Origin of the sequence: Lactobacillus sp. ESL0228, assembly GCF_003692825.1 — a bacterium.
Classification (GTDB): domain Bacteria; phylum Bacillota; class Bacilli; order Lactobacillales; family Lactobacillaceae; genus Lactobacillus.
This window is the reverse complement of record NZ_REHJ01000011.1, coordinates 202438-227264: the sequence shown is the minus strand read 5'-3', so window position 1 is coordinate 227264 and position 24827 is coordinate 202438. Positions and strand designations below refer to the sequence as shown.

The following is a 24827-nucleotide window of genomic DNA, read 5'->3' as shown; positions in this document are numbered from 1 at the left end:
CAGTATGTAAGTAACATGTATTTAAGGAGATGCACTTTAAAATGGCAAAAATTAATGGCTCAAATGCTATGCTCCAAGTTTTATTGGACTGGCACATTGATCATATTTATGGTTTCCCAGGTGGTTCATTCGATTCAACAATGAATGCTATCCACGATTTCAAAGATAAGTTAAGATACATTGAGGTTAGACATGAGGAAGCTGGTGCTTTAGCGGCAGCAGCTGAATATAAGTTCACTGGTAAAGCTGGAGTATGTTTCGGTTCAGCTGGACCTGGTGCTGTTCACTTGATGAATGGATTATACGATGCTAAATACGACAAGGTACCAATGGTAGCTATTATTGCTAACGTACCAACTAGTCGCCAAGATATTGACTTCTTCCAAGCTTTTGATGAAAAGCCTTGGTTTGATGCAGTTGCTGTTTGGAATCACCAAATTAAAACTGCAGATCAAATTCCTGGAATGATGGATGAAGCTCTTCGTCAAGCTTATGCTAAGAAGGGACCAGCTGTCTTAATTATTCCTAAGGACTTTGGTTGGGATAAGATTAATGACAACTTCCGTGTAACATACAACACTATTTCAAGTATTCCTAACTATGCTGCTCCTAAGAAGGAAGACATTGATGCAGCTGTTAAAGTATTAGCAGAAGCTAAGAACCCAGTTGTATACTACGGTATAGGTATGAAAGGTCATGGGGATGTATTAAAGGCTTTTGCAGAGAAGTTCAAGACACCATTACTTTCATCAGTTATTGCTAAGGGTATTGTTGAAGACGAATTTCCTGCATACATGGGTTCAATTGGTCGTGTTGCTCCAAAACCTAGTGATGATATTCAAATGCATGCAGATGCTGTAATTTGGGTTGGTAACAACTCACCATTCTCAGTATTCTTCTTTGATCCTAAAGCTAAGGTTGTTCAAATTGATGTTGATTCTGAAAAATTGGGTAAACGTCACAATGTTGAAGTTCCAATCTTAGCTGATGGTGCTAAGACTTTGCAAGCAATTATTGATGCTGGTGAAGCACGTGAAGAATCACCACTTTATAAGGCAGCTATTGATGATCGTAAGAACTGGGAAGATTGGGAGCACAGTTTCGATGACTCCGATGAAATGCCAATTCGTCGTGAACCAATTTTTGATGTTATTAATAAATTTGCTGATGACAATGCTCAATTTGCTATTGATGTTGGTAACATCAACATTGACTTCCAACGTTTGGTAAACTTACATGACGAACAAACTTGGGCAACTTCAGGCTTATATGCAACTATGGGCTTTGGTTCACCAGCTGCAATCGCAGCAGCAACTGTTCATCCAGACCGTGAAGTTTGGAACTTAGGTGGTGACGGTGGCTTTGCAATGATGAGTCAAGAATTATTGACAGAAGCTCGTTACAACATGCATATTCTTAACGTTGTATTCACTAACGAAACTTTAGGTTTCATTGAAGCTGAACAAGTTGACCAGTCACACCAACCATTATCAGGTGTTATTATGCCAGATAATGATTGGGCAAAGGTTGCTGAAGGTATGAACGTTAAGGGTGTAACTGTACGTACTAAGAAGGAATTTGAAGACGCAGTTAAGGAATTTAAGCAAATGGATGGACCAATGTTAATCGACATCAAGTTCACTCATGACATGCCATACTCAACTGAATTGAATACCCTTGATGATCCAGACTTTGTTAAGAAGTATCAAGCACAAGACTTGAAGCCATTTAGCTACTTTGCTGAAAAATATGGTTTAGATACTGATACTGCTTCAGGCGCTTCAGAAACTGAAGAAGAACCAGAAGAAGAGTCAGACACTACTTCAGGTGCTTCGGAACATTAATAAAATTAATTTGTAATAAAAAAGCGAAACTTTTTGAAAGTTTCGCTTTTTTTCATCCTTACAAGTATAATAATAGGGAATGATTTTTAACAGTGGAGGAATAAATATGCAACAATTTGGTGTTATCGGTCTATCAGTTATGGGTAAAAATCTAGCTTTAAATGTTAGAAATAATGGTTTCTCCGTTTCTGGTTTTAGTATTGATAAACAAGAAGTTGATGCTTTTGCAAAGTATGAAGATAAAAAATTAAAACCAACTTATTCTTGGAAAGAATTTGTTAATTCATTAGAAAAGCCGAGAAAAATTTTAATTCAGATTATGGCTGGTAAACCAGTTGATGAAACTTTAGATAAATTACTACCTTTACTTGATAAAGGAGATATCTTATTAGATGGTGGTAACTCAAATTTCCATGATACTAATCGACGGTTTCATAAGATGCAGGAGCATGGTCTCCATTTTATTGGTATGGGAGTATCAGGTGGCGAAGAAGGTGCCTTAAATGGCCCAGCTTTGATGCCTGGTGGTGATGAAGCAGCCTACCGCAAAGTTGCACCTATTTTAGAAGCAATCGCTGCTAAGAACGCTGAGGGCCAACCATGTGTTAGTTTTATCGGACCAGAAGGAAGTGGCCATTACGTTAAAATGGTTCATAATGGTATCGAATATGGCATTATGCAAGAATTTTCCGAAGTTTACGATATTTTGCGTAAAGTTGCTGGAAAATCTAACAATGAGATGTCAAAGATCTTTGCTGATTGGAATCAAGGTTTAGTTCAAGCATATCTTAGTGAAATTACTTCTGAAGTTTTGAAGCAAAAAGATGAATTGACTCCTGATTACGTAATTGACCATATTTTGAATGTTGCTTCATACAAGGGTACAGGCAACTGGATGCTTGAAGATGGTGTTCACCTCGGAGTACCAATTAGCGTAATCGCTGAAGCTGTGCTTGCTCGGTTCATGTCAAAGGCTACTACGCGTGAGGGCAAAGAAATTAAATGGAACGGGGAAATTCCGACAGATCTGATTACTAATTTGGAAAAAGCATTACAATTAAGCCAAGCTGTAGCCTATGCTCAAGGATTTCAACAACTTAAGATGGCGGCTGATGCTTACAAGTGGGATTTACGCTATCCAGCAATTGCACAATCATGGGAAGCTGGATGCATTATTCGTTCATCAATGCTTAAAGATATTGAGAAAGCATTTGCAAATAGCAATAAGCTTGATAATATGTTCCAAGACTCTTACTTCAGTGACTTAATGGAAAAGAATATTCCTGCATTGCGGAAAGTTATCGAACTTGCTACTATAGCTGGTATCCCAACACCAACTTTAAGTGCATCATTAAACTACTTAGAATCAATTTTTAATCCAAGTTTGCCAGCTAACTTAATTCAAGGTCAGCGTGATTATTTTGGTGCACATACTTACTTGAGAAATGATCGTGAAGGTGTTTATCACACTGAATGGTATGAAGAAAAATAATTATGTTACACGTGTAACATAAGGCAGTTAGTAATAATTAAATGAGTCCCTGAATTGGACTATGTTGTAAATGTTTATCATATTAGGGCTTGTAGTTGATATTTAATCGGCGTCAAGCCCTTTAGTCTGCACATGATTTGTTCGTTATTTTGTACAAGATTTACAATAGGCAACTGTAGATTTTCTATTGAAGTCGTCCCTTGTTAGTTTTATTTCGAGGTCTGGGGGGTTGATATTATATTTGCTTTTTTGTATCTACGTGGCTAATTGATAAAATATTAAACTTTTAAGTCTAAATTTAATGGCTAAATTTCTCAAAGAAATATGGTTGGTCAAGGCTTGTTTTTGTACGGACTAAATTAAGGTTAGAAAGTAATGATGATAAAGTTTATCAATAATTTTCAAGCAATTGAAAAAATCAAGGTGATGGTTTTAGTTAAATGATTATTTAGCCATTAATGAAAAGGTTCAATTTTTGATCTTTTAGATAATTTAATCATAAAAAAGTCCCAAAAGTTATTTAACTTTTGGGGCTTGCTTCATGATTCTAACAGTTTTAAGTTGATAAAAAATTAGTTGCTATGTTACACGTGTAACAACTTTACTTCAGACGTTTTAAACTAAAAAAAGGTAAGCAATTACTAATAAAATAATACCAATTAAATAATCAATTAAGGCAGCAATACCTTTTTTGTGGAAATGGTAATTAGTTCTAAAAGTATGCTTATTAAACCAATAATCTATACTAAATGAAATTATTGCTACTATAAAAATAAAGCCTAGACCAACCATCATTTTGTAATAATTGGAACTAAAGATCAAATTTAAACTAGGAAGTATGGCCAAAATTGTGAACGATAATGCAACTTTATAATTATTATAAAATTTATTCATTCATAGTTCCTCTTAGTTTGTTAACTATAATAGCTTATTTTTAATATTTATATTATAAAAAAGCCATGTTGTCAAGGCTTTAATAAATTGATTTTACATGTTGGTTATTAAGAAAAAGATAATAAATACTATAAACAAGACATACATCATTGGTGAAACTTTTTTGGCTTGTTTAGATGCAATCATCGTAATGGGATAAGCAATCATCCCTAAAGCTAAACCATCTGAAATGCTGTAAGTTAAAGGCATTCCAATAACAGTTAGAAAAGCTGGAAAGGCAATTTCGAATTTGTCCCAGTTAATTTTTTTAAGATTACCAGCCATTAAAACACCAACTATAATTAATGCAGGTGCTGTAACTGTGGTTGGAATTACGGCTAATAATGGGCTAAAAATCATACTAATTAAAAAGAAGATACCAATAAAAATTGCCGTTAAACCTGTACGTCCGCCCATAGCTATTCCGGCACTTGATTCAACTGAAGTTCCAAGTGGAGCCGTACCAAGAACTGCACCCTCAACCATTGCTAAGGAATCAGATAAAAAGGCTTTTCCAATACGCGGAATTTTGCCATTTTGATCTACCATACCGGCCTGTTCGGTCATCCCAATTAAGGTTCCAGCAGTGTCAAAAAAGGTAACTAATAAAAATGTTAGAACAACCATAAATAGTTGCGGTGTATTGATATCTTTAATGTGGAAAATAGCTTGACCAAAAGTTGGAGTAATACTTGGTGCCCTGGCTATAATTGCCTTTGGAACGGCAATTTGTCCGATTATAACGCCAAAAACTGCGGTTACAACCATTCCAATAAAAATTGAACCAGGTACATTTAAGGCCATTAAGATGACGGTTAGAGTCAATCCAAAAAGTGTGATCCAAACTGCCGGTGTGTTAAATTTACCTAAAGTGACTAGATTAGATTCACTATTGACGATTAGCTTACCATTTTGTAAGCCTATAAAAGCAATAAATAAGCCAATTCCGGCAGAAATAGCATATTTTAAATCTTGAGGGATTGCATCAACTACTTTTTCTCGTAGTTTTAAAACGGTAATTAAAATAAAAAGGACTGAGGCAACTAAAACCGCTGCGAGCGCTGTTTGCCAATTAATGTGCATGCTGCCACAGACGTTATAAGCAAAAAAGGCAGCGCTGCCTAGCGTTGGAGCTAAGGCAATCGGGTAGTTTGCTACTAGTCCCATAATAAAGCAGCCAATTGCAATTGATAATGCAGTAACTGTAAAGGCAGCTCCCTTATCAATTCCTGCTGCATGTAAAATGTTCGGGTTAACAAAAAGGATGTAGGAGAGGCTGACAAAGGTGGTTAATGCAGCAGTTAACTCACGTTTGACAGTGGTATGAGCATCGTTTAAATGAAAGACTTTTTCTAATGTCATCATTTTTCCTCCAAAAAATATTTAAATAATAAAAATACATTATCTAGTGTAGCATAAGCGTATGATTCTAATGAAAAATAATTACAAGAAATCAAAAAAACGAATCTTTTTAGATTCGTTTTTTGAAATTACCACATACCGATAATCTTCATCCATGCTAGCCCGATGATTCCGTAAACCAAGATGTAAAAAATACCAAAGATAAAACTTAACTTCCACCATTCATTTTGCTTAACATATCCTGATGATGCTAAAACAGAAGCTGCTGGACTAGAGTAGTGGGTAGTTGATCCCATGATCGCTGAAAACATTGCCAAAAATTGTGCTGCCATTACTTTAGGGGCACCAGCAGCAATGGCAACTGTTAAAAGCGGTAAATACATTGCAGAGTTATGTGCAGTGGCACTTGCAAATAGGTAATGGGTATAAAACAGTACTAAAGCTAAAATTATTAAAGCAACTAGCCAATTAACTCCTTTAATTTCAGCAGCAATACTGCTAGAGATCCAACCAATGAAACCAAATTGAGTTAACTTTTCTGCCATAAAAACAAGAATAGAAAGCCAAATTAGAATATTCCAAGCTCCTGTTTCACTTAATAAGTCTTTAGGTGAAAGAACACCAGTAAGTAACAATAAAGTTACAGAGACAAAGGCAATTAGAGTGGCATCAATTCCTAATGTACTAGAAAGCATCCATAGAATTAGTGTAATGGCAAAAATTATCGCCATCATTTTTTCAGGTATGGTTAACTTACCCATTTCTTTAAGCTGATCTGTTGCCCACTCTCTTGCATTTGGAGTTTCTTTAACCTCGGGAGGATATAATTTGTAAATAAAATATGGCACTGTAATTAAGCAAATAGCAGCAGGTACAATACTAGCCATTAGCCATGGCATCCAGCTTAGTGTAACACCAGCTTTGCTAGCTAAAGCTACGGCAATTAAGTTTGGGGCACAAGCTGTCATGAATAGTGATGATGTAATAATATTAACTTGGAATTCAGTAAAGACAAGGTAAGAACCCATTTTTTTCCGTGAAGGATCATTAGGTTTTGAACCAAATGTATTTGCTAAGGACTTAATTAATGGATAAACAACACCACCTGCTCTGGCAGCATTAGAAGGTGTAGCTGGGGAAACAAGTAAGTCAATTGCTCCAATCGCATAACCAAGACCTAAGGATTTATGTCCAAACCATTTAACAAAATAAAGGGCAATTCTTTGACCTAAACCTGTTTTAACAATTCCACGTGAAATCATGAATGCCATAACGATTAGCCAAGCTGACGAGTTGGCAAATGCATTAATTGCTCCCTTTTCAATTACCTTGCCATTTACTACTTTATCAGCTAAGGGCACTATGCCTAAAACAATAGTTAAAGTAAAACCAATTAAAGTAACACCACTAATAGAAAGTGGTAAAGTAATACAGCCAGCAATAGTAGCAATAAAAATTGCTAACATATGCCATGCTGCAACTGTTACTCCAGCTGGACGTATAGGGGTAGTGAACCAAAAGATTAAACCTAATACAATCGGCATAATGAATTTTTTATAATCGATATTTTCAAGTGCTTTCATAAAGACCTCTTTTGAAATTTGGGTTAATATATCAATGCAAAATAACATATACTACATTTGCACATTTTACCATAGATATATTTTGTTTAATAGTAAAGTCTTTAGAAATTTAGAACCCATAAGAAGATGATAAAGACGATGAATAAGATCCACATCATAGGGGTGATTTCTTTACCACGTTTAGCGGCAATCATACATATTGGGTAGGTAATTATTCCAAGAGCCAGACCGTCAGAAATTGAATAAGTCAGTGGCATTCCAATTAAAATTAAAAAAGCAGGGACAGCGATCTCCATTTTATCCCAATGTACGTGCAAAGTATTTTGAGCCATTAACACGCCAACAATGATCAATGCTGGGGCGGTTACGTGAGTTGTAAACAAGCTTAATAGAGGACTAAAAATCATTGAAATTAAGAAGAAAATGGCTACAAAGACAGCAGTTAAGCCAGTGCGCCCACCGACAGCAATTCCAGCACTTGATTCTACGAATGCACCTACGGGTGAAGTTCCTAAAATTGATCCCACCATCATTGCTGTAGAATCTGAAGTTAATGCTTTACCAACTCGGGGCATTTTATTATTTTTCATAAAACCAGCTTGCTGTGCCAAGCCAATTAAAGTACCAGCTGTGTCAAAAAAGGTGACAAGTAGAAAAGTTAAAACGACAACCCACATTTGAAGTGAATTAATGTCTTTTATGTGAAAAACAGCTTGCCCAAAAGTTGGCGCAATACTTGGTGCTAAAGAAATCATCTTATTAGGTAATGCAATTTGACCAGTTATAACACCAAAAATGGCTGCTAAAACCATTCCGATAAAGATAGCACCAGGAATATTAATAATCATTAGAATAACTGTTATTAATAATCCAAAAATAGTAATCCAAACTGCAGGATCATGCAATGAGCCAAGACCAACTAAGGTAGACTTATTACCAACGATTAAACCGCCATCTTGCATACCTAAAAAGGCAATAAAAAGACCAATTCCTGCAGAAATGGCAAATTTTAAATCTGCAGGGATTGCATTGATGATTTTTTCTCTTAGTTTAAACATGGTAATTAAGATAAAAATTATTGAAGCAACAAAAACAGCTGCTAATGCGGTTTGCCATGAAACATGCATGCCCACACAAACGGTGTAAGCAAAGAATGCGTTAATACCTAAAGCGGGAGCTTCACCTATCGGATAGTTAGCGACAATCCCCATCAGTGCAGTTCCTAGAGCACTAGCTAAAGCTGTTGCAGTAAAAACGGCTCCCTTGTCCATTCCACTAGCGCCTAAAACACTTGGATTAACAAACAAAATATAAGACATGCTTATAAAAGTCGTCAGGCCCGCTAAAAATTCCACTTTTATACTTGTTTTATATTTATTAAGCTGAAAATAGCTTTTTATAAAATTCATTTGATTACTCCTATAGATAAATGTTCGTATTTTTTGATGAATTAAACAACTTCTATAGTGTAACACTGACACAAATTAATGTAAACACGAATTATATGTGAAAATAATTTTTAAATATAATATTATTTACTGAGTAACTTTAGATAATAAAGTCACAAATTAACTTAAATTTTGTAATAGCCAATTCAATTAAGTAAAATTATGGCTATAAAGAAGATATTAGAGAATATGAAATGACCAAGATGTAAGTATTTCCTGGGAAATATCCATAAAAGCATAAATTGTTTCGATAATTTGCTTGGGGTAAAAAATTTAATAATGCGGCATGTCTACTAGTTATTGAGTTAAGATCAACTGTTAAGATTGTTTTCGGGATATTAGTTATTCAATAATGGTGATTGTGCACGATTGCCAAACCATTTATCATTAATTTTTTTTAGAGTTCCGTCTTGACTGAATTTATTCAAAGCATAGTTAATCTTTTTTTGGAGAAAATGATCGTTTTTCCGAAGACCGACTGCAAATTCTTCTCTTGAAAATGGGGTTGCAACTTCAGTAAATTGTGCCGGATTTTTTTGATGAGAAATATAGTAATTTGCATAGGTACTATCAATTAGGAGCCCTTGAATACGGTGAGCAGTGAGATCAATGAATGCATTTGTAAATGAATCATAAAGAATAGGGGTTTGATTTTTTATCTGATTTTTAAAAATTGTAGGGTAGTTCATTACATCGTTATATCCAGAAGAGCCTGTTTGGACGCCCAAAGTTTTATTCTTCATTGCTTGAGGACGATTGATTTTATTCTTTTTCAATGCTACTAAAACTTGTGAGCCATATAAATAAGTTTTACTAAAAGAAACTTTTTCTTCTCTAGCAGGTGTCTTGCTAAAACCGTTCCAAATCAAATCAATTGTGCCATTACGTAGTTCTGTAGTGTTCATTGACCAATCTATTGTTTGATAATTTACTTTTAAACCATATAATTTGAAAACAGCATTGGCTAAATCAACGTCATAACCAACTAATTGGCCGTTGTTTAGTCGAAAATCTATAGGTACAAATGTATCATCAATTCCAATGGTAATATAGCCTTGCTTTTTGATACGTTCCCAGTTGTCAGTAGAGTTAGTATGCTGGCCAATAGTAATGCCACTACAAGCAGATAAAATCAAACTACAAATAAATAATAATATTAAAGTCACAAAACGTTTAGTCTTCACTCAGATTACCTTCTCATTTATCTAAAGCATTAACTGTAAAAACCATATCAGCGATTTGATTAGCAAACTCCATATCATGGGTAACAATAATTTGTGTTATTTGATTTTGGCTTTTTAGTTGTAAAATGATATCTGCAATTTTGTTTCGTAATGCTGGATCCAATGCAGAAGTTGGCTCATCGTAACATAAAATTCGAGGTTTCATAGCCATTGCTCGAGCAATGGCTACTCGTTGCTTTTGTCCTCCGGAAAGTTGGTAAGGATATAATTGTTCTGCGTTAACTAAGTCAAGTTCATTAAGCAGTTTTCGAGCAGTTTCTTGAGCGACGGAAAGTTTTTCTTTTGATACTAGGGTTGGAGCGAGCGTTATATTATCGATTACTGTTAGGTTAGGAAAAAGTTCGTAGTTCTGGAAGACAACGCCCATAATTTGTTCATTTTGACGAGGTTGAGTTGGGTTGAACTCTTTGTTATTCCAATAAAAATGTCCCTCATCGACTTTTTCAAGTCCATTAAGACAGCGTAGTAAGGTGGTTTTACCTGCACCAGATGAGCCAACAATTGCAAGAATTTGTCTATCAGGGATTGTAAGATTAAGCTTATTTAGAATAACTTTTGAACCAAATTTTTTAGTAATATTTTTTAATTCAAGCATAATTTTTCCTTTTCACTTATTTCCACTTTGAATAATTTTGTTCTATTTGCTTCAATAGAAACGAAATTAAGCCAGTCATTATCAAATAAATAACACCGACTAGGATAAGAGGAATTAAGGTGACATCACGTGCTGTTGCAACATTTCCGGCTCGTAGAAGTTCGCCTAATCCAATTACGTAAACCAAGGAAGTATCTTTAACAAGATTAATGATTTCATTGCCGATTGACGGTATCACAATTTTGTTTACTTGGGGAATAATAACGTGTTGAAGGGTTTGCCAGGAGTTAAGTTGGAGAACACGGGCACTTTCATATTGACCTGTAGGTACGGATTGAAAACCGCCACGAAAAATTTCTGCAAAATAAGCAGAATAATTAATAATTAAGGCAAATAAAGCGGCATCATAACGTTGGAAAATAATTCCAATGATTGGTAACCCATAAAAAATGAAAATAAGCTGCAGTAATAAGGGAGTTCCGCGCATAATCCAGACATAAAATTTCAAGAACAGCCTTAAGAGCTTAAAAGGAGACAATAAGCCTATACTAACAATAATTCCTAAAGGAATAGAAATAATAATTGTCCAGAAAAATAAAAGTAAAGTCATTTGCGCACCTGAAAGTAAAGAAGGCAAGATTGAGATAATGTAATTCATTGGTTAACTCCTTTATAATTCATTTTTCCAGTAGGTGCATGTTTTATTAGCTGTTGTGATCAAACATGCAAGAAATTATCTATAAGCATAACATAAATGATCTAAAGTTGATGTTTTAATTACCAATATTAACAGCTTTTCATGCAAAATGAATTTCAATTGAATTGAGACATATAAGATATTGCTCAAATAAGTATTAACAATTTAGTTTTTCTGCTAGATTGACATGATTTTCAAATTCTTACTCGTTTTTATATTTCTAACGTCTTTAGGAATAATATTAATCAAAGATATGTAAAATGAGTTGTAACTAATTGAGCAAAAGATTTACTGGACACTAATCATTGAAGTTTATAGTTAAAAGGTTATGCCCGCCACTATTTCACACCAAGGACTAGAAATTTCTTAATTTAAGAACTTAAAATTTCTATTTTGGTCCATGATTCATAGGATTATGCAACTCTTAATGATTCTTAATTGTGAAATGTTTTACGGCTTTGAGAAAATTTGAAAAATCTTGATAAACTAGAAGATGTAATTAAAGACTACGTTGAGTATTGCAATGCAAAAGAAATAAGGACAAATAAAAAGGACCAATCCTGATCGAATATCAAGAATTAGTCCTTAACTAAAAAATTAATAATTTATTCTAATCTAGAAAAAAGAATATTGTCTTTTAGACTGACTGTTTTTTAATTAGGTTGTATATTATTGTTCTGCAATTTCAATTTCAGTTGATTTATCCCATGATTGAGGTAATTTTCCAATCTCTTTTAACTTTTTAACAATTTGATCTAGAACAATTTTCCTGTCTTGGTCATTGGTAATAAAGTCAAGCTGATCGCCATCAATTTCCATTTTGGGCGAGTGATCATAATTTTCATACCATGGCTTATAATAGCGTAATAAGCGTTTATAATAGTCTTCAAGCGTTGCATCATAACTAAGTTGCTCATAAGGACGACCACGTTTTTTAATTCTTTTAAGCATTGTATTATATGACACTTTAATGTGAACTAATAAATCAGGGTTCTTTTTTGGCATATGATTAAGCTCAGTCATCATATTATTTAAAAGTTCATAGTATGTGTCAATTTCTTCTTTAGTTGCACGGCCTATATCGGCATTCATCTGGAAAAAGAGAGCATCTTCATAAATTGAGCGATCAAGAACATTATTGTCATCAGTCAATGCATCTTTGATACTTCTAAAACGTGTGTTTAAGAAAAATACTTGTAATAAAAAGGCATAATTTTTAGGATCTGCATAAAAGAGTGGTAAGACGGGGTTATCATCAACACTTTCATAAAAAGGTTTAGTTCCTAAATAATTAGCTAAAATACTGGTTAAACTGGATTTACCGGCTCCAATTGGCCCACTTAAAACAATAACTGTCATCACTTTCCTTCTTCATTATAAATTTCCAATCGTAAGCAGTTTATCGTCAATTTGCTTTAAAACTTCTTTTTTAGCAGTTTCATCGAGGATAAAATCAAACTGATCACCATCAATTGACATTTTCGGTGATGCGTTATAACTTTCATACCATGGCTCGTAATAATTAATCAAGCGCGAATAATAATCCTTTAAGCTGGGGTCCGTACTTATCTGCTCGTAAGAGCGACCGCGCTTTTTGATTCTATTTAGCATGGTATCAAGTGATACGTGAATATAGATCAATAAGTCAGGTTTTTTACTCGGATTACCTGGAGTATCTTCCAGCATATTTTTCAGCAAACTATCGTAAATTTTAAATTCTGTTGGATCAGCAACAGAATTTTCCGCATTCATTTTAAAGAAGAGAGCATCTTCATAAATTGAACGATCCGAAACACTGTTCTTTTCCTTAATTGCTTGATTAATTTGAGCCAAACGATGGTTGAGTAGATAGATATTAAGCAAAAAAGTATATCGTTTCATATCTTGATAATACAAGGGAAGGACCGGATTATTATCAACTCCCTCATAGAAAGCTTGTGTACCTAAATGTTCAGCTAAAATACTGGTTAAACTGGATTTACCGGCTCCAATTGGCCCACTTAAAACAATAACTGTCATCACGTTCTTTCTTAAATACTATATCTTGATTACTTTCTAGTTTAGTACAATATATAGTGGCAAACAAGAGGAAAATAAATTGAAATTGGATGGCAAATGTCAAGTGATTTTGTATAATACAGTACAATTTTTTGCTTGTCTATTGATCACAAAACATGTTACACGTGAAACTTATAAAAATCTTGGTTGAAACTCGAAAGAGATGTAGTTATGAATTAATCTCACGCAATTGAGGTGTTTCATAATTGTTAGACATACTGAGATACACCTAAATAATGATTATTACTCAGACTGTGTTTAAAAAAGTGACTGCTATAATGATGTTTTTGGAGAAACAGCTGTTTACTTAGTTGAACTGTAATTATCTGAACGATTTTATGATCAGCTTGTTAGGATAAATCAAATGGATACTTAAATTTATGTATATTGTTTTAACAATATTAAAAGATCTAACAAATAAAATACACGCCCCAATAAATATTGGGATCGTGTATTTAAAACTAATTAGTAAATGTTAAACTTTTTGATTACACCCCAGTTAAAGTTTAGTTTACTCTATTAGTCATTTGTTTTTTTTTTATATCTTCTGTCTTATCGTCAATTTTGTTTTCAACTTTATCTACGCGGCTACCAATTTTTTCTTTAGCATCTTTGGTTGTGCCAGTGATTTTGTCTTGCAAGCTAACGGAATCTTTTTCATGTTGCTCTTTAGTCTTAATATCGACAACAGTAACATTGACTTCAACTGTATCCAAGCCGGTCATTTCTTTGACTTTATCAAAAATCTTTTTCTTGATTTGGTCATATAACTTGGCTATTTCAACACCGTATTCTGCGACAATTTCAATGTCAACGGCAACTTGCTTTTTGCCAACTTCAACATTGATGCCATTGGTAACATCGTCGGTATTAACGATTTTATCAGCTAAGTTTGAGAAGAAACCACCATTAACTGTTAGGAGTCCTTTAATATCAGATAAAGCAATTCCAATAATTTTTTGAATTACCTTTGAATCATAATTTAAGTCACCTTTAACTTCGTGTTTTGAATTATTTTCTGTCATATAAATTTCCTTTCATATGTTTATTTTGTTTATTTGTTTTTTAAATTTTTAAGCAATGGTCCATAATGACCAACTAAAGCACCAACAACTAACATTACTATTACAAAAATCGTCTTAAAAAATCCCAATCCTATAAAGCAAAATGCTAATAGTATTCCAAGTATTGCACCACTTATTTCTGGAAAGTACTTTTGTAAATTTTCTTTCATTTCTGCCTCCTTTATTGAACTCGTTGTTCTGATTTAGCAGAAGAATGATAGTTTACAAATTTGATTTTGATTTTGGGCTTCTGCTCAATTCCTAAATATTGTTTGAGGTTTTTTTCCAGTTCTGCTAAATAATCATTAAGCAGGTTTGATACGTTTTCACTAGAACCGAGATCACCACTAATCCGTATTTTAATTTTACGATTAGTTAACCTTGAATCAACCTTGGCTTTGTTCAAATATGGTAAGTCCGCTAAAGAATTCATCACATAACCATTAATTGCTTTACTGGTGATTTTAACTTGTCCGTCCCGCTTATGAATTAAATTGAAGTATCGTTGTACTGGCCAGAATAAGATGGTTATCAAACTAATAACTAGTATTAAAAGGATAACTGCACTGATACCTACTAAGTACCAGGAAAAAATTGGGTTAAGCTTACCTAATGAAGGCAAGCTAATCTTTAAATATTGTTGCCAAAGATTATTATTTTCCCAAAGAAGGTAAACTGGTATGGGTAATAATAAAATTATCCAGAGGATCAGTAACCATTTTTTACTCCGCTTCAATTAATCACCATCCTTTCTTAGTATATCCTAATTATAATACACAATATTTAGTCAGCCTAATGATATGCACCAATCATATACAATATTGCGTTAATATATTAAAATAAAAAGAGCTACTTAAAGCAGCTCTTTAAAAAGGTATGATAAGATATTAACGATAATTTTCAGTTAATTTGCTTGCGGCTTCTTGATCCACAATTAAAGTAACGTTGCCATGATTTTGTAAAATGGAGGCAGGGACTTCTTCAGTTACTGGCCCCTCAACCATCTTCTTGACAGCATCGGCTTTATTTTCGCCAAAAGCCATGATTACAATCTTTTTAGCAGACATAATATTAGCAATTCCCATACAAATTGCAGATTTAGGCACTTCGTCAATATTGCTGAAGAACCGAGAGTTAGCTTTAATAGTGTTTTTGGTTAGTTTCACTTCATGAGTGACTGAATCAAAAGAGGTTCCAGGTTCATTAAAAGCGATGTGACCATTTTGTCCTAGACCAAGAAGTTGGATGTCGATTGGATTGTCCTGAATGATCTGGTTGTAATCAGCAGAAGTACCCTCAGGATCCTTGATAGCTTTAATGCCATCAGGTACATATGAATTCTTAAATGGCTTTTGTTCAAATAAATGCTTTTGCATAAAATAATGATAGCTTTGGTCATTATCGGCTGAAAGGCCAACATATTCATCTAAATTGATACTAGTCAATTTGCTGTTATCTAAATTGCTCTTAGTCCATTGTTGATAAAGATCTTCAGGCGTGGAACCAGTGGCTAAACCGATAACTTTAGCACCACTTTCGATGCTTTTTTGAAAGATTTCAAACGCTTTTGTACTTGCCTCAGCTTTATTACCTGTAATTATAACTTTCATATGTATTCCTCCCAAAATAACTAAATTAATTATAAATTGGTATATGCCAATTTGTCAATAGAAGAAATCTTATTCCACTAATTTTTAATATTAAGAAATATGAAAAGAGGTGTCATTGTTTCACATGTAACAATGACACCCCTTTTTGCTATCCTTATTTTGGGAAACCTATTCACTTCTTAAAGCAATTGCCGCATCTTTTCTAGCAGCCATTCTAGCAGGCAAGTGGCCTCCTATCATGGTTAAAATTGTCGAAATAATAATTAAAATTAATGCATGAAGTGGATTTAACTGGGCAACATTTGATAGGTCAGTTATGGAATACAGTATGCTGTTAATTGGAAAAATCAGTAGCCAAGCAATGATAATTCCTAAAATTCCTGAGAAAACACCCAAAATAAATGTCTCAGCATCAAAAACGCGTGTAATATCTTTTTTTCTTGCTCCTAAGGCTTTCAAAATACCAATTTCTTTTGTTCTTTCTAAAACTGAAGTATAGGTTAGAATACCAATCATAATCATTGAAGTTACCAATGAAATTGCTGCAAAAGCAACTAATACTGTAGTGATTCCGTTAAGCAAGCCACCAGTCATTGATGTCACTGCACTAGACATATCGGTGTAAACAATTTGATCTTTTTTATTCTTTCCTTTATTCCATTTGTCTAAATAGTTTAAAACTTTAGTTTTTGAATCAAAATTATTTGGATAAATCATAATTCCTGCAGGAATAACTGAGCCACCAATTGATTGGAGCATTTGCTTTTTAGCAGCGGAGGTCATGCTTTGACCAGTCATCACGTTTTGATCAGATTTTTGTTGAGCTTTGACAATAGCAGATTTTTGGTTTTGCTTAATAATCTTTAATGCCAAACGGTCATTATATACAATTCCGTGAGACAGAAGCTCCATAGAATCTTTACTTTTAGGTCTAATTACACTAACAATTCGAAGTTTAATATTGCTACGGTTATACATTTCTTGGTCTACCTTTTTCGGAATAAACATCCCAGTAGGTAATTGCTGATAATAATTATTGTTATCAATAATTTTAAACTCTCGACCAACTAACTTATTAAGGTCAACTTTGTCACCATCTTTAATGGTAAAACCAAGATTTTTAAGCACATTATCAATAACGGTGTTTTGATCATCTACAACTAAAACTAAATCAGTTAATTTTTGGGGCCAAGTGCCAGACAATAAATGATAGTTTTCTTTTAAAATATTACCTTTACTTTTATCAAGTGTAGTTGGAAAAACTGTTGAGCCCATGAATGACATGCCAGCAGCTTGGGTTTGTATTTGAGAATATGCTTGTGACATCGTGGAACCCGCTTCTAATGGAGAAAATTGTACGCGCTTAATTTTACCATTAACTTTTCCTAAAAGATTCAAGTTTACAGCAACTTGATAAGAAATATTATTTGCATAGTCCGGATTAATTCGTTTTACATAATTAATATAACTTTTTGAAATTTTATTTCTATGGGCATTTTGTTGCGCCTTAGCTTTTCTAACAGTCACATAACCCCGATTTTTGACTACCTGATCGGTATCATTTTTTGAGGAAAAACTATCTAAGTTAGTAGCACTTTGAGTGATAGAAACTGGATACTTAGCTAATGCTTTGCTCATTGTTGTGTCTATCTGTTTTTGAAAACCATTAGATAAAGCTAATACAATTGCAATTGAAATAATACCAATGCTTGAAGCAAATGCAGTTAAAGTGGTTCTTCCTTTTTTAGTTAAAATATTGGTAAAACTAAGTTTGATTGCATTCCAATATGACATTTTCGTCCGCTTTAAGTTGAAGGTGTCACTTTCATCAGTTGGTGTGAATGGATTAGAATCATTCAATATCCTACCATCTTGAAAATTAACAATTCTAGTTGCATATTCTGTGGCTAGCTCCGGATTGTGTGTAACCATTATAACTAAGCGATCCTGAGATAGCTTTTTAATCAACTGCATAATTTGTTCTGATGTTTCAGTATCTAAAGCACCTGTCGGTTCATCACAAAGTAAAATGTCAGGGTTATTAGCTAATGCTCTAGCAATTGCTACTCGTTGCATTTGACCACCCGATAATTGATTGGGGTTTTTGTGAACCTGATCTTTCAATCCAACTTGTGTTAGGGCATTAATTGCACGCTTATGACGTTCAACTGTTGAGATCCCAGATAGATTCATTCCTAGTTCTACATTGGCACTGATTGATAAGTGTGAAATTAAGTTATAGTTTTGAAAAACAAAGCCAACAGAATTATTTCGATAAGCATCCCAGTCAGTCTCTTTGAAATTTTTAGTTGATTTGCCATTGATAATCAAGTCGCCACTGTCATATCGATCAAGTCCGCCAATAACATTTAACATTGTTGTCTTGCCAGAGCCACTAGGTCCTAAAATAGCCACAAATTCTTGGTTACGAAATGAGACAGAAATGTCATTCAATGCATGAGTTGATGTATCTCCAATATGATATGTTTTGCGTAAATTTTTTAATTGTAACATATTTATTTCCTTGTATAAATTATTAGTAAGTTATAGATTAATAGACACTAGTTTAACATTTCTAAAAATTAAAGCCCACGTAAACTATAAATTAAAATTACTTTTTAGTAAGTGAGTTCAATTTATATCTACCATATAAGGTTGATCACTGTTGCTAAAGTGAAAAAAAGCAGTATTGCAATAGTTATAATTAAATGACGCTTTTTATTAATTAGTAAGACTCCTACAAATTCCCTCATAATTGCGTTTGGTAAAAAGTAAAATCTAGTATAACAACCAATTCCATTAGCGTTTAATCCGGCTGCTTTAGCAATAAGCGAAGCACGAAAAATATGGTAGTTGTTACTGAAAAATTTTGCTCGATATTTTGAGCTTCCAAAGTCTTGAAAAGCAAGGCTAGACGAAAAAAGCATATTTTGGTAAGTATTTTTAGACCTACTTTCACATAAGATAAGATTCGGATTAATACCTTGGTCAATTGCGTATTCAGCCATTGCTTGGGCTTCGGAAATATCTTCATCATTACCCTTTCCGCCTGACATGATGAATTTAGGTGCTTTGTTTCCTTTTTTTATTTGCTTATCAGCATATTGAATAGCACAATTAATGCGAGTTGCCAACAGGGGAGTTACTTTTTTGCCATTAGACAAGCCAGCACCTAAAACTATTAAATAGTCTTGATTATATTGTCGGGGAACAAACTGATATAATAAAAGATTAATGAGAAAGTTATAGGCCACAAGAACTAAATAAATAATAATACCCGCTGGTGCTAGGGAAAGGAACTTAATCCAAGAGGGTAGTTGCCTAAACGGACCAATGATTAGTATCCACAAAATCAAGATGGCAAACCCAAGAAAAAGTGTTAGTAGATTACCAATTGTATGACTTTCATGGTGCCAAACGATATATGCATTCCAGAGAAAAAAGATCCAAGAAAAAGCAAGTAACAATACGAATAGACTAATAACTAAACCTATTAAAATTTTATAAGTTAAAATCAAAAAATGAGAATTGGTTATCAGAATTAAAGCAGATAACCAAACAATTGCTAAAAAAAGGAAAAAGGTAAAGAAAATACCATTAATTAATCGACGTGGTTCAATTAGCCAAAAGGTTAAAAAAAGAACAAACGATATAAATACAATTATTGAAAGCCAGCTGAACGACTTTGCCTGACTAAAAAAACTAACCATAATTATTACCTTATAATAAATATATCAATATCATAATTGAATTGCCCAAGATTTAGTGATTGTTATCAATTTTGAAAAAATGTTTCGAACTTTTTAAAACGTGACAATTACTGTCAAAAGTTAAAGGATGATATACTTGATAAGCAAGCAAAATCAAATTTTAAGAATAGGATGTTAGATGATGAAAAAAGCAATTTATTTCCTGGGGAATATTATTATCATGATTGTATCTTTTCTTTTATACTCTTTCGTTCAGCCACTGTATTTTTATCCTCAGAAAGTTATGCAGAAATATCATCTTGATGTAAATGTATATATGATAACCGTAGTGACAATTACCGTCTTGGTATTATCTCTATTATTTTATCTTTATCGTGGCCAATTGAGAAGGAAAAATGTTTGGAAATATAATGCAAGTCCACATTGGGACATGCACCGTTTGCTAGTTGCATGTCTTGGTTTTATTTTACTAATTTGCGTAAGCATAGGGATACCTATCTTACTGGGTATTAACGGACATACGACTTCAGCCAATCAAATGCAGCTAAATGAAATTTCGCAAAAAGCAGGTGTTTACTTTAGACCGATGGTAGTTATAGTTGCACCGCTTTTTGAGGAAACTATTTTTCGTGGCATGCTATTTAATACCTTTTTTGGGAATAAAAGTATTTTAAATAAATGGTTAGGAATTATTGTGAGTGGCTTTGTTTTTGGCTATGCTCATAACCCCGCCTTTACCAAGTTTCTTTTCGTATATTGGGCATTAGGAAGCATATTAGCATGGGTATATGTGAAGACTAAGGACTTGCGCTATTCAATAATGGCTCATATTTTATATAATTTTTTGGGTTTTATTTGATAAATACCTAACAATTTTATTATAAATGATTATTTTGGTTATAAAGCCAAAAATATGTAAGTAAATTAACACTTTAATTAACAAAATAAAGGGAGTCAAAAAGTTAGACAACTTTTTGACTCCCTTTAAGGATTATTAGCTATTTTAGATATATTTTTTATTTAGCAATTATTTACTTGGTAAAATTCCTGTTTCTGCCATGGTTTTGGGTTTTGTTTTAGCAAGTAAGGCTAAACTAATTGAAATCATATCAACAATTTCTTGTAAAATAGCTCCCCAAAAAGCTGGAATAACTCCTGTGAATGCAATTAATTCAATAATAACAACTATTGTAATAGCAGTTAAAACATCGATATTTGCTACTTTCATAGTATGTTTGGCAATCGCTATAGCATCATTAATTTTAGACAGGTCATTTACCATAATGATGGCATCAGCACTTTCACTGGCCGCTGAGGCTCCCTTAGCTCCCATTGCAATTCCTACATCTGCAGCTGATAAGCTTGGTGCGTCATTGATTCCATCTCCTGTCATTACAACTGGTCGCTGGTCTGTTGGCACGTTTTTAATAGCTTCAATTTTTTGTGCTGGTAATAAGTTATAACGAATATCATTAACGCCAACATCTTGACCAATTTTGGTGGCAACATCTTTGTGATCACCGGTTAGCATCATAATATGTGCATTACTCTGCCTTTTTAGTCGAGCAACTGTTTCGGCACTTTCTGGTCGAACTTGATCTTTAAAGGTAATATAGCCAGCGTACTTGTCATCAATTGAAATGTAAATAGCGGTTGAATTAACTGCTTGAATAGATTTATCAGGTTCAATGAAACTAAGTTTTCCAACCTTGACGGTATGTCCTGCAACTTTTCCGCTGATTCCTTGGCTAGTCGTTTCCTGAATATCGGTAGCAGGTTGCAGTAAGCTTTTATCAGTAGCATCAACTAATGAATTAGCGATGATATGTGTTGATTGCTGTTCAACGCTCGTCGCATAGCTTTGAATAGTTTCTTTACTATAATTACTTCCATTATCAGCAGGAACAATTTCATCGATAACTAATTGATTTTCAGTGAGTGTTCCAGTTTTATCAAAGGCAAATGTTTTTGCAGTTGCAAGTTTTTCGATTGTTGGTCCAGACTTAACAATAATGTGATTTTTAGACATTGAACTCATTCCAGAGACAATGGCAACTGGAGCCGCAATTAATAGAGGGCAGGGTGATGCGACAACCATTACTTCGGCAAAATTAACTGGATTTCCTGAATGAATCCAAGCAGCAATTCCGATCGTTAAAGAAATAATTGTAAAAGGTACAGCGTAACGATCTGCCATTTTAACAAATTTTGCTGGTTGTGACTGAGAAGATTTAACTAGTGAAACAATAGTTTGATATTCCGAATCGCTGGCTTTTTTATTAACAACCATTTCCACAGCAACACTACCATTAATTGAGCCAGACATTAATTCATCGCCAATTTTTTTATTAACCGGAATAGATTCACCAGTAAGTGATGATTGATCAAAGCTGGATTCGCCATTAACGACATAGCCATCGACAGGAACTTGTTCACCAGGTTTGATTAAAACATGATCATTGACCTGAAGTTGATCAACAGCAACTGAAATCAATTTATTATTTACAATTTTATTAGCGATTGTAGGAGAATTACTTAATAAGGACCGTAGTTCTTTATCAGCTTGACCAGTTGCATAGTCTTCTAAAGTTTGACCACCAGTCATCATGATGAGAATCATCCATTCAGCCCAGTAATCACCAATTAAAATTGTTGAAACGACAGCAATGATAGCTAAAATATCAACACCATATCGACCAGATTTAAAGTCACTCAAAATTTCATTAAATAACGAAATAGACATCATAATTCCCACCAGATCAATTAAGATTGTTTGAATTGGAAATTGTAATTTGCCAATTTCAAATAAGCTACTAGGATGAATGCCGAATTGACAAATGAGTCCAATAATACCGATAACTAGTACAAGAATAAATTTCCACTGCTGTTTTAAATTCATAAATTATTTTGCCTCCTACAAACTGATTTATATATTTTAAATTCTATCACTAAATATTGCGATTTAATTAGAATAAGTCTAAATTATTAATATATAGCCTGCACTTTTCAATAAAAAAATGCAACAAAAAAAGAAAGCTTAGCTTTCTTTCATTGAATAATCTTTTAATTTGATAATCTTATTTTGTCTCGTATTCTTTTTTTTATTTATGTGTGAGTAACCATTTTTTTTATTTTTAAATTGATGTGCATTCTTAGATGGGTTAATTTGTAAAATTTTAGAGCGTTCAAGTGAATCAAGGACATCAGAAGAAGACATGGTGATAAAGTTATCATTATCTCCATAATCATTTGTTTCCGTAAAATAATAATTAATTTTATTAATACTTTTAGCTGAAAATTGCTCATTGTGCGCAAGATTAATCAGTAAGGTATGTAATTGTGTAGCAGAAACCAATTCATGTTGTAATATTTCAAAAATCCAAGACAAATTATTGTTCACTGTCTTAAGCTGTTTATCAACTTTATCTTTGTAAAAAGCATCAGTAATCACTACTGTTTCATTTAAGTTATTTGTATCACGATCGATGCTCTTAAGTTGGTTAACTAATTTTTGTTTTTCTTTTAAAGATAGTCCTTGGCTATTTGGGTATGTCCAATTTTTAATAATAGCATCAACTAAAACTGTTAATTGCTTAGAGAGTGTTTCATTCATCATTTTAATATCTTTCTATAAGCATTAAATGTTTAAATTCATACAATTATAGTTTACATGGATTTAAACTTATAATTATTATGTTATTCTATCTGTATTTTATATATTTAAGCTTGATAAGTTTAAGCATCATACTCGTTAACAAGCATATAACTTAGTAATTACCTTTAAAAATACACCTTAATTATAATACGTTTTAATTAAAAGTACATGCTATTATAAGAAAAAATAATAGTTAAATAAGAAGATATTAGTTGCACTTGTTATTTTATTTGTGATAATTTATATTTTTTATTTAAGTTATGAGCAATATAATTAAATGCTTTTATCCATTCACGTCTAGTTAGTAATCCTTGAAAAACGCCATAATCATCGACAACGGGGAGAAATGCATTGTCAACTAATAGATGTAGTTGCGTTTCTAGTGTTGTTTTGGAAAAATTAACTTTATCAAATTTTGTTTGCATAACATCATGAACTTTTAAATTATTTAATGGTGCTAGAGAAATTTTATTTGTTTCCATCATTTCAGTGGTAATCATTGATAAACTTAATAAACCAACAATTCGATTTTGACGGTCAAGTACGGGGATTTTTGAATATTTAACACGGGTCAAAATTAAGAAAGCGTGATATAGCGGGTTGTCATCTTCGACAAAAGCAATTCGGGATGCGGGAATGATAAAGGTGCCTGATTTTTCTTCAAGCATCTGCTTAATTGCGGGTGAAAACATTTAAATACAGTACCTTTCATTGAAATAATTTTACATCTTGCTAGCAAAATACAGGAAAAGGCTCGCAAAATATGCGAGCCTGTTAGTTTTCATCTACTTTGAAGGAGTAAGAATGAATGAAATAAAAAAGTGGGAGTATGTAGTAAGTAGTTAACTGCTTACTACAATATTAATCATATGCTTTAAATATAAAATAAAGGTACAATTTGTCTTATAAATTAGTAAAGCTTTTCTTTAGAACTGTTAAAGAAATAGAAAAACCCACGCAACACACGTGGGTCGAAAGGGATAGATATGAAAATGACCAATAAGTCATTTAAGTTTTTCATTATATTATTCTCGGAGGAGTATGAATGAAAAACAAAAGTTGAGTGTAATATGGTGAAGTTTTAATGTTTTAACCATATCGCTTTTTTATTTTATACGGTAAATGTGAAAAAAGTGTGACGAAATCACAAATACCTACCTCAACATTGCTAAAATTGTTTATTAAAGAACACATTGTTATAATTAGGAATGTTGGACAAAAGATTGTACTTTAAAGTGAAAGGAGAACAAATGGATAAACAGATTTATCGAAAGAAAATAACCTTTTGGTTACGCTTTTCTGGGTGGCTTTGCCTACTGCCTGCATCTCTTTGGCTTTGGCTATATCAGGTTCTTACACCGTCAAATTATACAGGCTTAGCCATATGTGAATTGGTAATAATTATCTTATTTGCGGCTTTTATTTTAACAACCGCGAATAGTGAGTATTGGCTAAAAACTAAAAATCTTTTTGGACTATTACTAATTACTCTTCTATTTGTCTCATTTTTAATTTTTATTCCTCTTTGCTTT

The 24827-nt window shown here is 33.1% G+C and carries 21 protein-coding genes; 3 read left to right on the top strand and 18 right to left on the bottom strand.

Annotated features, from left to right (window positions below):
- The first annotated feature begins 41 nt into the window (after positions 1–41).
- Both spxB and gndA read left to right on the top strand, forming a co-directional pair.
- Complete coding sequence (gene spxB, locus F5ESL0228_RS08130; RefSeq protein ID WP_122023437.1) at positions 42–1844, top strand: pyruvate oxidase; 1803 nt, start codon at positions 42–44, stop codon at positions 1842–1844.
- Between the two features lie 106 nt (positions 1845–1950).
- A complete protein-coding gene (gene gndA, locus F5ESL0228_RS08125; protein ID WP_122023436.1) occupies positions 1951–3336 on the top strand; it encodes an NADP-dependent phosphogluconate dehydrogenase in 1386 nt (461 codons plus the stop codon).
- 615 nt (positions 3337–3951) lie between these two features.
- On the opposite strand, the gene F5ESL0228_RS08120 is transcribed toward gndA, so the two are convergent.
- The 15 genes from F5ESL0228_RS08120 to F5ESL0228_RS08050 form a co-directional block, all read right to left on the bottom strand.
- Complete coding sequence (locus tag F5ESL0228_RS08120; RefSeq protein ID WP_122019527.1) at positions 3952–4230, bottom strand: hypothetical protein; 279 nt, start codon at positions 4228–4230, stop codon at positions 3952–3954.
- Positions 4231–4323: 93 nt separating this feature from the next.
- The gene (locus F5ESL0228_RS08115) at positions 4324–5634 is read right to left on the bottom strand and encodes an NCS2 family permease (protein WP_122019524.1); all 1311 of its coding nucleotides are present in this window, start codon (positions 5632–5634) and stop codon (positions 4324–4326) included.
- Positions 5635–5759: 125 nt separating this feature from the next.
- The gene (locus tag F5ESL0228_RS08110; RefSeq protein WP_122023435.1) at positions 5760–7214 is read right to left on the bottom strand and encodes a DASS family sodium-coupled anion symporter; all 1455 of its coding nucleotides are present in this window, start codon (positions 7212–7214) and stop codon (positions 5760–5762) included.
- A gap of 101 nt (positions 7215–7315) precedes the next feature.
- Positions 7316–8623, bottom strand: coding sequence for an NCS2 family permease (locus F5ESL0228_RS08105; protein WP_122023434.1), 1308 nt, complete (start codon positions 8621–8623; stop codon positions 7316–7318).
- Positions 8624–9000: 377 nt separating this feature from the next.
- Positions 9001–9846: an amino acid ABC transporter substrate-binding protein gene (locus F5ESL0228_RS08100; protein WP_122023433.1), complete on the bottom strand. Its 846-nt coding sequence runs from the start codon at positions 9844–9846 to the stop codon at positions 9001–9003.
- Between the two features lie 13 nt (positions 9847–9859).
- On the bottom strand, positions 9860–10501 hold the full coding sequence (locus F5ESL0228_RS08095) for an amino acid ABC transporter ATP-binding protein (RefSeq protein ID WP_122023432.1): 642 nt from the start codon (positions 10499–10501) through the stop codon (positions 9860–9862).
- Between the two features lie 16 nt (positions 10502–10517).
- Complete coding sequence (locus F5ESL0228_RS08090) at positions 10518–11159, bottom strand: amino acid ABC transporter permease (protein ID WP_122023431.1); 642 nt, start codon at positions 11157–11159, stop codon at positions 10518–10520.
- Positions 11160–11867: 708 nt separating this feature from the next.
- Entirely contained in the window at positions 11868–12557 is a 690-nt protein-coding gene (locus tag F5ESL0228_RS08085) for a deoxynucleoside kinase (protein WP_122023430.1), read from the bottom strand.
- A gap of 15 nt (positions 12558–12572) precedes the next feature.
- A complete protein-coding gene (locus F5ESL0228_RS08080; RefSeq protein WP_122019501.1) occupies positions 12573–13220 on the bottom strand; it encodes a deoxynucleoside kinase in 648 nt (215 codons plus the stop codon).
- Positions 13221–13762: 542 nt separating this feature from the next.
- Entirely contained in the window at positions 13763–14281 is a 519-nt protein-coding gene (locus tag F5ESL0228_RS08075; protein WP_122023429.1) for an Asp23/Gls24 family envelope stress response protein, read from the bottom strand.
- 29 nt (positions 14282–14310) lie between these two features.
- Positions 14311–14490 carry a DUF2273 domain-containing protein gene (locus F5ESL0228_RS08070; RefSeq protein ID WP_122023428.1) on the bottom strand — a complete coding sequence of 60 codons (180 nt, stop codon included), beginning with the start codon at positions 14488–14490 and terminating at the stop codon, positions 14311–14313.
- Positions 14491–14501: 11 nt separating this feature from the next.
- Complete coding sequence (amaP, locus tag F5ESL0228_RS08065) at positions 14502–15056, bottom strand: alkaline shock response membrane anchor protein AmaP (RefSeq protein ID WP_122019489.1); 555 nt, start codon at positions 15054–15056, stop codon at positions 14502–14504.
- A 151-nt stretch (positions 15057–15207) separates the two neighbouring features.
- Complete coding sequence (locus F5ESL0228_RS08060; RefSeq protein WP_122023427.1) at positions 15208–15930, bottom strand: glucosamine-6-phosphate deaminase; 723 nt, start codon at positions 15928–15930, stop codon at positions 15208–15210.
- 168 nt (positions 15931–16098) lie between these two features.
- On the bottom strand, positions 16099–18444 hold the full coding sequence (locus F5ESL0228_RS08055; RefSeq protein ID WP_122023426.1) for an ABC transporter ATP-binding protein/permease: 2346 nt from the start codon (positions 18442–18444) through the stop codon (positions 16099–16101).
- A gap of 128 nt (positions 18445–18572) precedes the next feature.
- Positions 18573–19640: a YdcF family protein gene (locus tag F5ESL0228_RS08050; RefSeq protein WP_122023425.1), complete on the bottom strand. Its 1068-nt coding sequence runs from the start codon at positions 19638–19640 to the stop codon at positions 18573–18575.
- A gap of 181 nt (positions 19641–19821) precedes the next feature.
- On the opposite strand from F5ESL0228_RS08050, the gene F5ESL0228_RS08045 reads away from it, so the two are divergent.
- A complete protein-coding gene (locus F5ESL0228_RS08045; RefSeq protein WP_122019562.1) occupies positions 19822–20499 on the top strand; it encodes a CPBP family intramembrane glutamic endopeptidase in 678 nt (225 codons plus the stop codon).
- Positions 20500–20667: 168 nt separating this feature from the next.
- On the opposite strand, the gene F5ESL0228_RS08040 is transcribed toward F5ESL0228_RS08045, so the two are convergent.
- The 3 genes from F5ESL0228_RS08040 to cbpB form a co-directional block, all read right to left on the bottom strand.
- Positions 20668–22539 carry a heavy metal translocating P-type ATPase gene (locus tag F5ESL0228_RS08040; RefSeq protein WP_122023424.1) on the bottom strand — a complete coding sequence of 624 codons (1872 nt, stop codon included), beginning with the start codon at positions 22537–22539 and terminating at the stop codon, positions 20668–20670.
- Positions 22540–22677: 138 nt separating this feature from the next.
- Complete coding sequence (locus tag F5ESL0228_RS08035) at positions 22678–23256, bottom strand: hypothetical protein (protein WP_122023423.1); 579 nt, start codon at positions 23254–23256, stop codon at positions 22678–22680.
- A gap of 260 nt (positions 23257–23516) precedes the next feature.
- Positions 23517–23987 (bottom strand): cyclic-di-AMP-binding protein CbpB, encoded by a 471-nt coding sequence (gene cbpB / locus F5ESL0228_RS08030; protein WP_122019468.1) that lies wholly within the window; start codon positions 23985–23987, stop codon positions 23517–23519.
- Positions 23988–24827: the final 840 nt, after the last annotated feature.

What these genes read in the sequence shown, in the direction of transcription:
- F5ESL0228_RS08120 (WP_122019527.1), bottom strand. Translation starts at nt 4,230, where the DNA reads ATGAATAAATTTTATAATAATTATAAAGTTGCATTATCGTTCACAATT.
- F5ESL0228_RS08075 (WP_122023429.1), bottom strand. Translation starts at nt 14,281, where the DNA reads ATGACAGAAAATAATTCAAAACACGAAGTTAAAGGTGACTTAAATTAT.
- F5ESL0228_RS08035 (WP_122023423.1), bottom strand. Translation starts at nt 23,256, where the DNA reads ATGATGAATGAAACACTCTCTAAGCAATTAACAGTTTTAGTTGATGCT.
- F5ESL0228_RS08050 (WP_122023425.1), bottom strand. Translation starts at nt 19,640, where the DNA reads ATGGTTAGTTTTTTTAGTCAGGCAAAGTCGTTCAGCTGGCTTTCAATA.
- F5ESL0228_RS08090 (WP_122023431.1), bottom strand. Translation starts at nt 11,159, where the DNA reads ATGAATTACATTATCTCAATCTTGCCTTCTTTACTTTCAGGTGCGCAA.
- F5ESL0228_RS08095 (WP_122023432.1), bottom strand. Translation starts at nt 10,501, where the DNA reads ATGCTTGAATTAAAAAATATTACTAAAAAATTTGGTTCAAAAGTTATT.
- F5ESL0228_RS08070 (WP_122023428.1), bottom strand. Translation starts at nt 14,490, where the DNA reads ATGAAAGAAAATTTACAAAAGTACTTTCCAGAAATAAGTGGTGCAATA.
- F5ESL0228_RS08060 (WP_122023427.1), bottom strand. Translation starts at nt 15,930, where the DNA reads ATGAAAGTTATAATTACAGGTAATAAAGCTGAGGCAAGTACAAAAGCG.
- F5ESL0228_RS08110 (WP_122023435.1), bottom strand. Translation starts at nt 7,214, where the DNA reads ATGAAAGCACTTGAAAATATCGATTATAAAAAATTCATTATGCCGATT.
- gndA (WP_122023436.1), top strand. Translation starts at nt 1,951, where the DNA reads ATGCAACAATTTGGTGTTATCGGTCTATCAGTTATGGGTAAAAATCTA.
- cbpB (WP_122019468.1), bottom strand. Translation starts at nt 23,987, where the DNA reads ATGTTTTCACCCGCAATTAAGCAGATGCTTGAAGAAAAATCAGGCACC.
- spxB (WP_122023437.1), top strand. Translation starts at nt 42, where the DNA reads ATGGCAAAAATTAATGGCTCAAATGCTATGCTCCAAGTTTTATTGGAC.
- F5ESL0228_RS08105 (WP_122023434.1), bottom strand. Translation starts at nt 8,623, where the DNA reads ATGAATTTTATAAAAAGCTATTTTCAGCTTAATAAATATAAAACAAGT.
- F5ESL0228_RS08040 (WP_122023424.1), bottom strand. Translation starts at nt 22,539, where the DNA reads ATGAATTTAAAACAGCAGTGGAAATTTATTCTTGTACTAGTTATCGGT.
- F5ESL0228_RS08045 (WP_122019562.1), top strand. Translation starts at nt 19,822, where the DNA reads ATGAAAAAAGCAATTTATTTCCTGGGGAATATTATTATCATGATTGTA.
- F5ESL0228_RS08085 (WP_122023430.1), bottom strand. Translation starts at nt 12,557, where the DNA reads ATGACAGTTATTGTTTTAAGTGGGCCAATTGGAGCCGGTAAATCCAGT.
- F5ESL0228_RS08055 (WP_122023426.1), bottom strand. Translation starts at nt 18,444, where the DNA reads ATGTTACAATTAAAAAATTTACGCAAAACATATCATATTGGAGATACA.
- F5ESL0228_RS08115 (WP_122019524.1), bottom strand. Translation starts at nt 5,634, where the DNA reads ATGATGACATTAGAAAAAGTCTTTCATTTAAACGATGCTCATACCACT.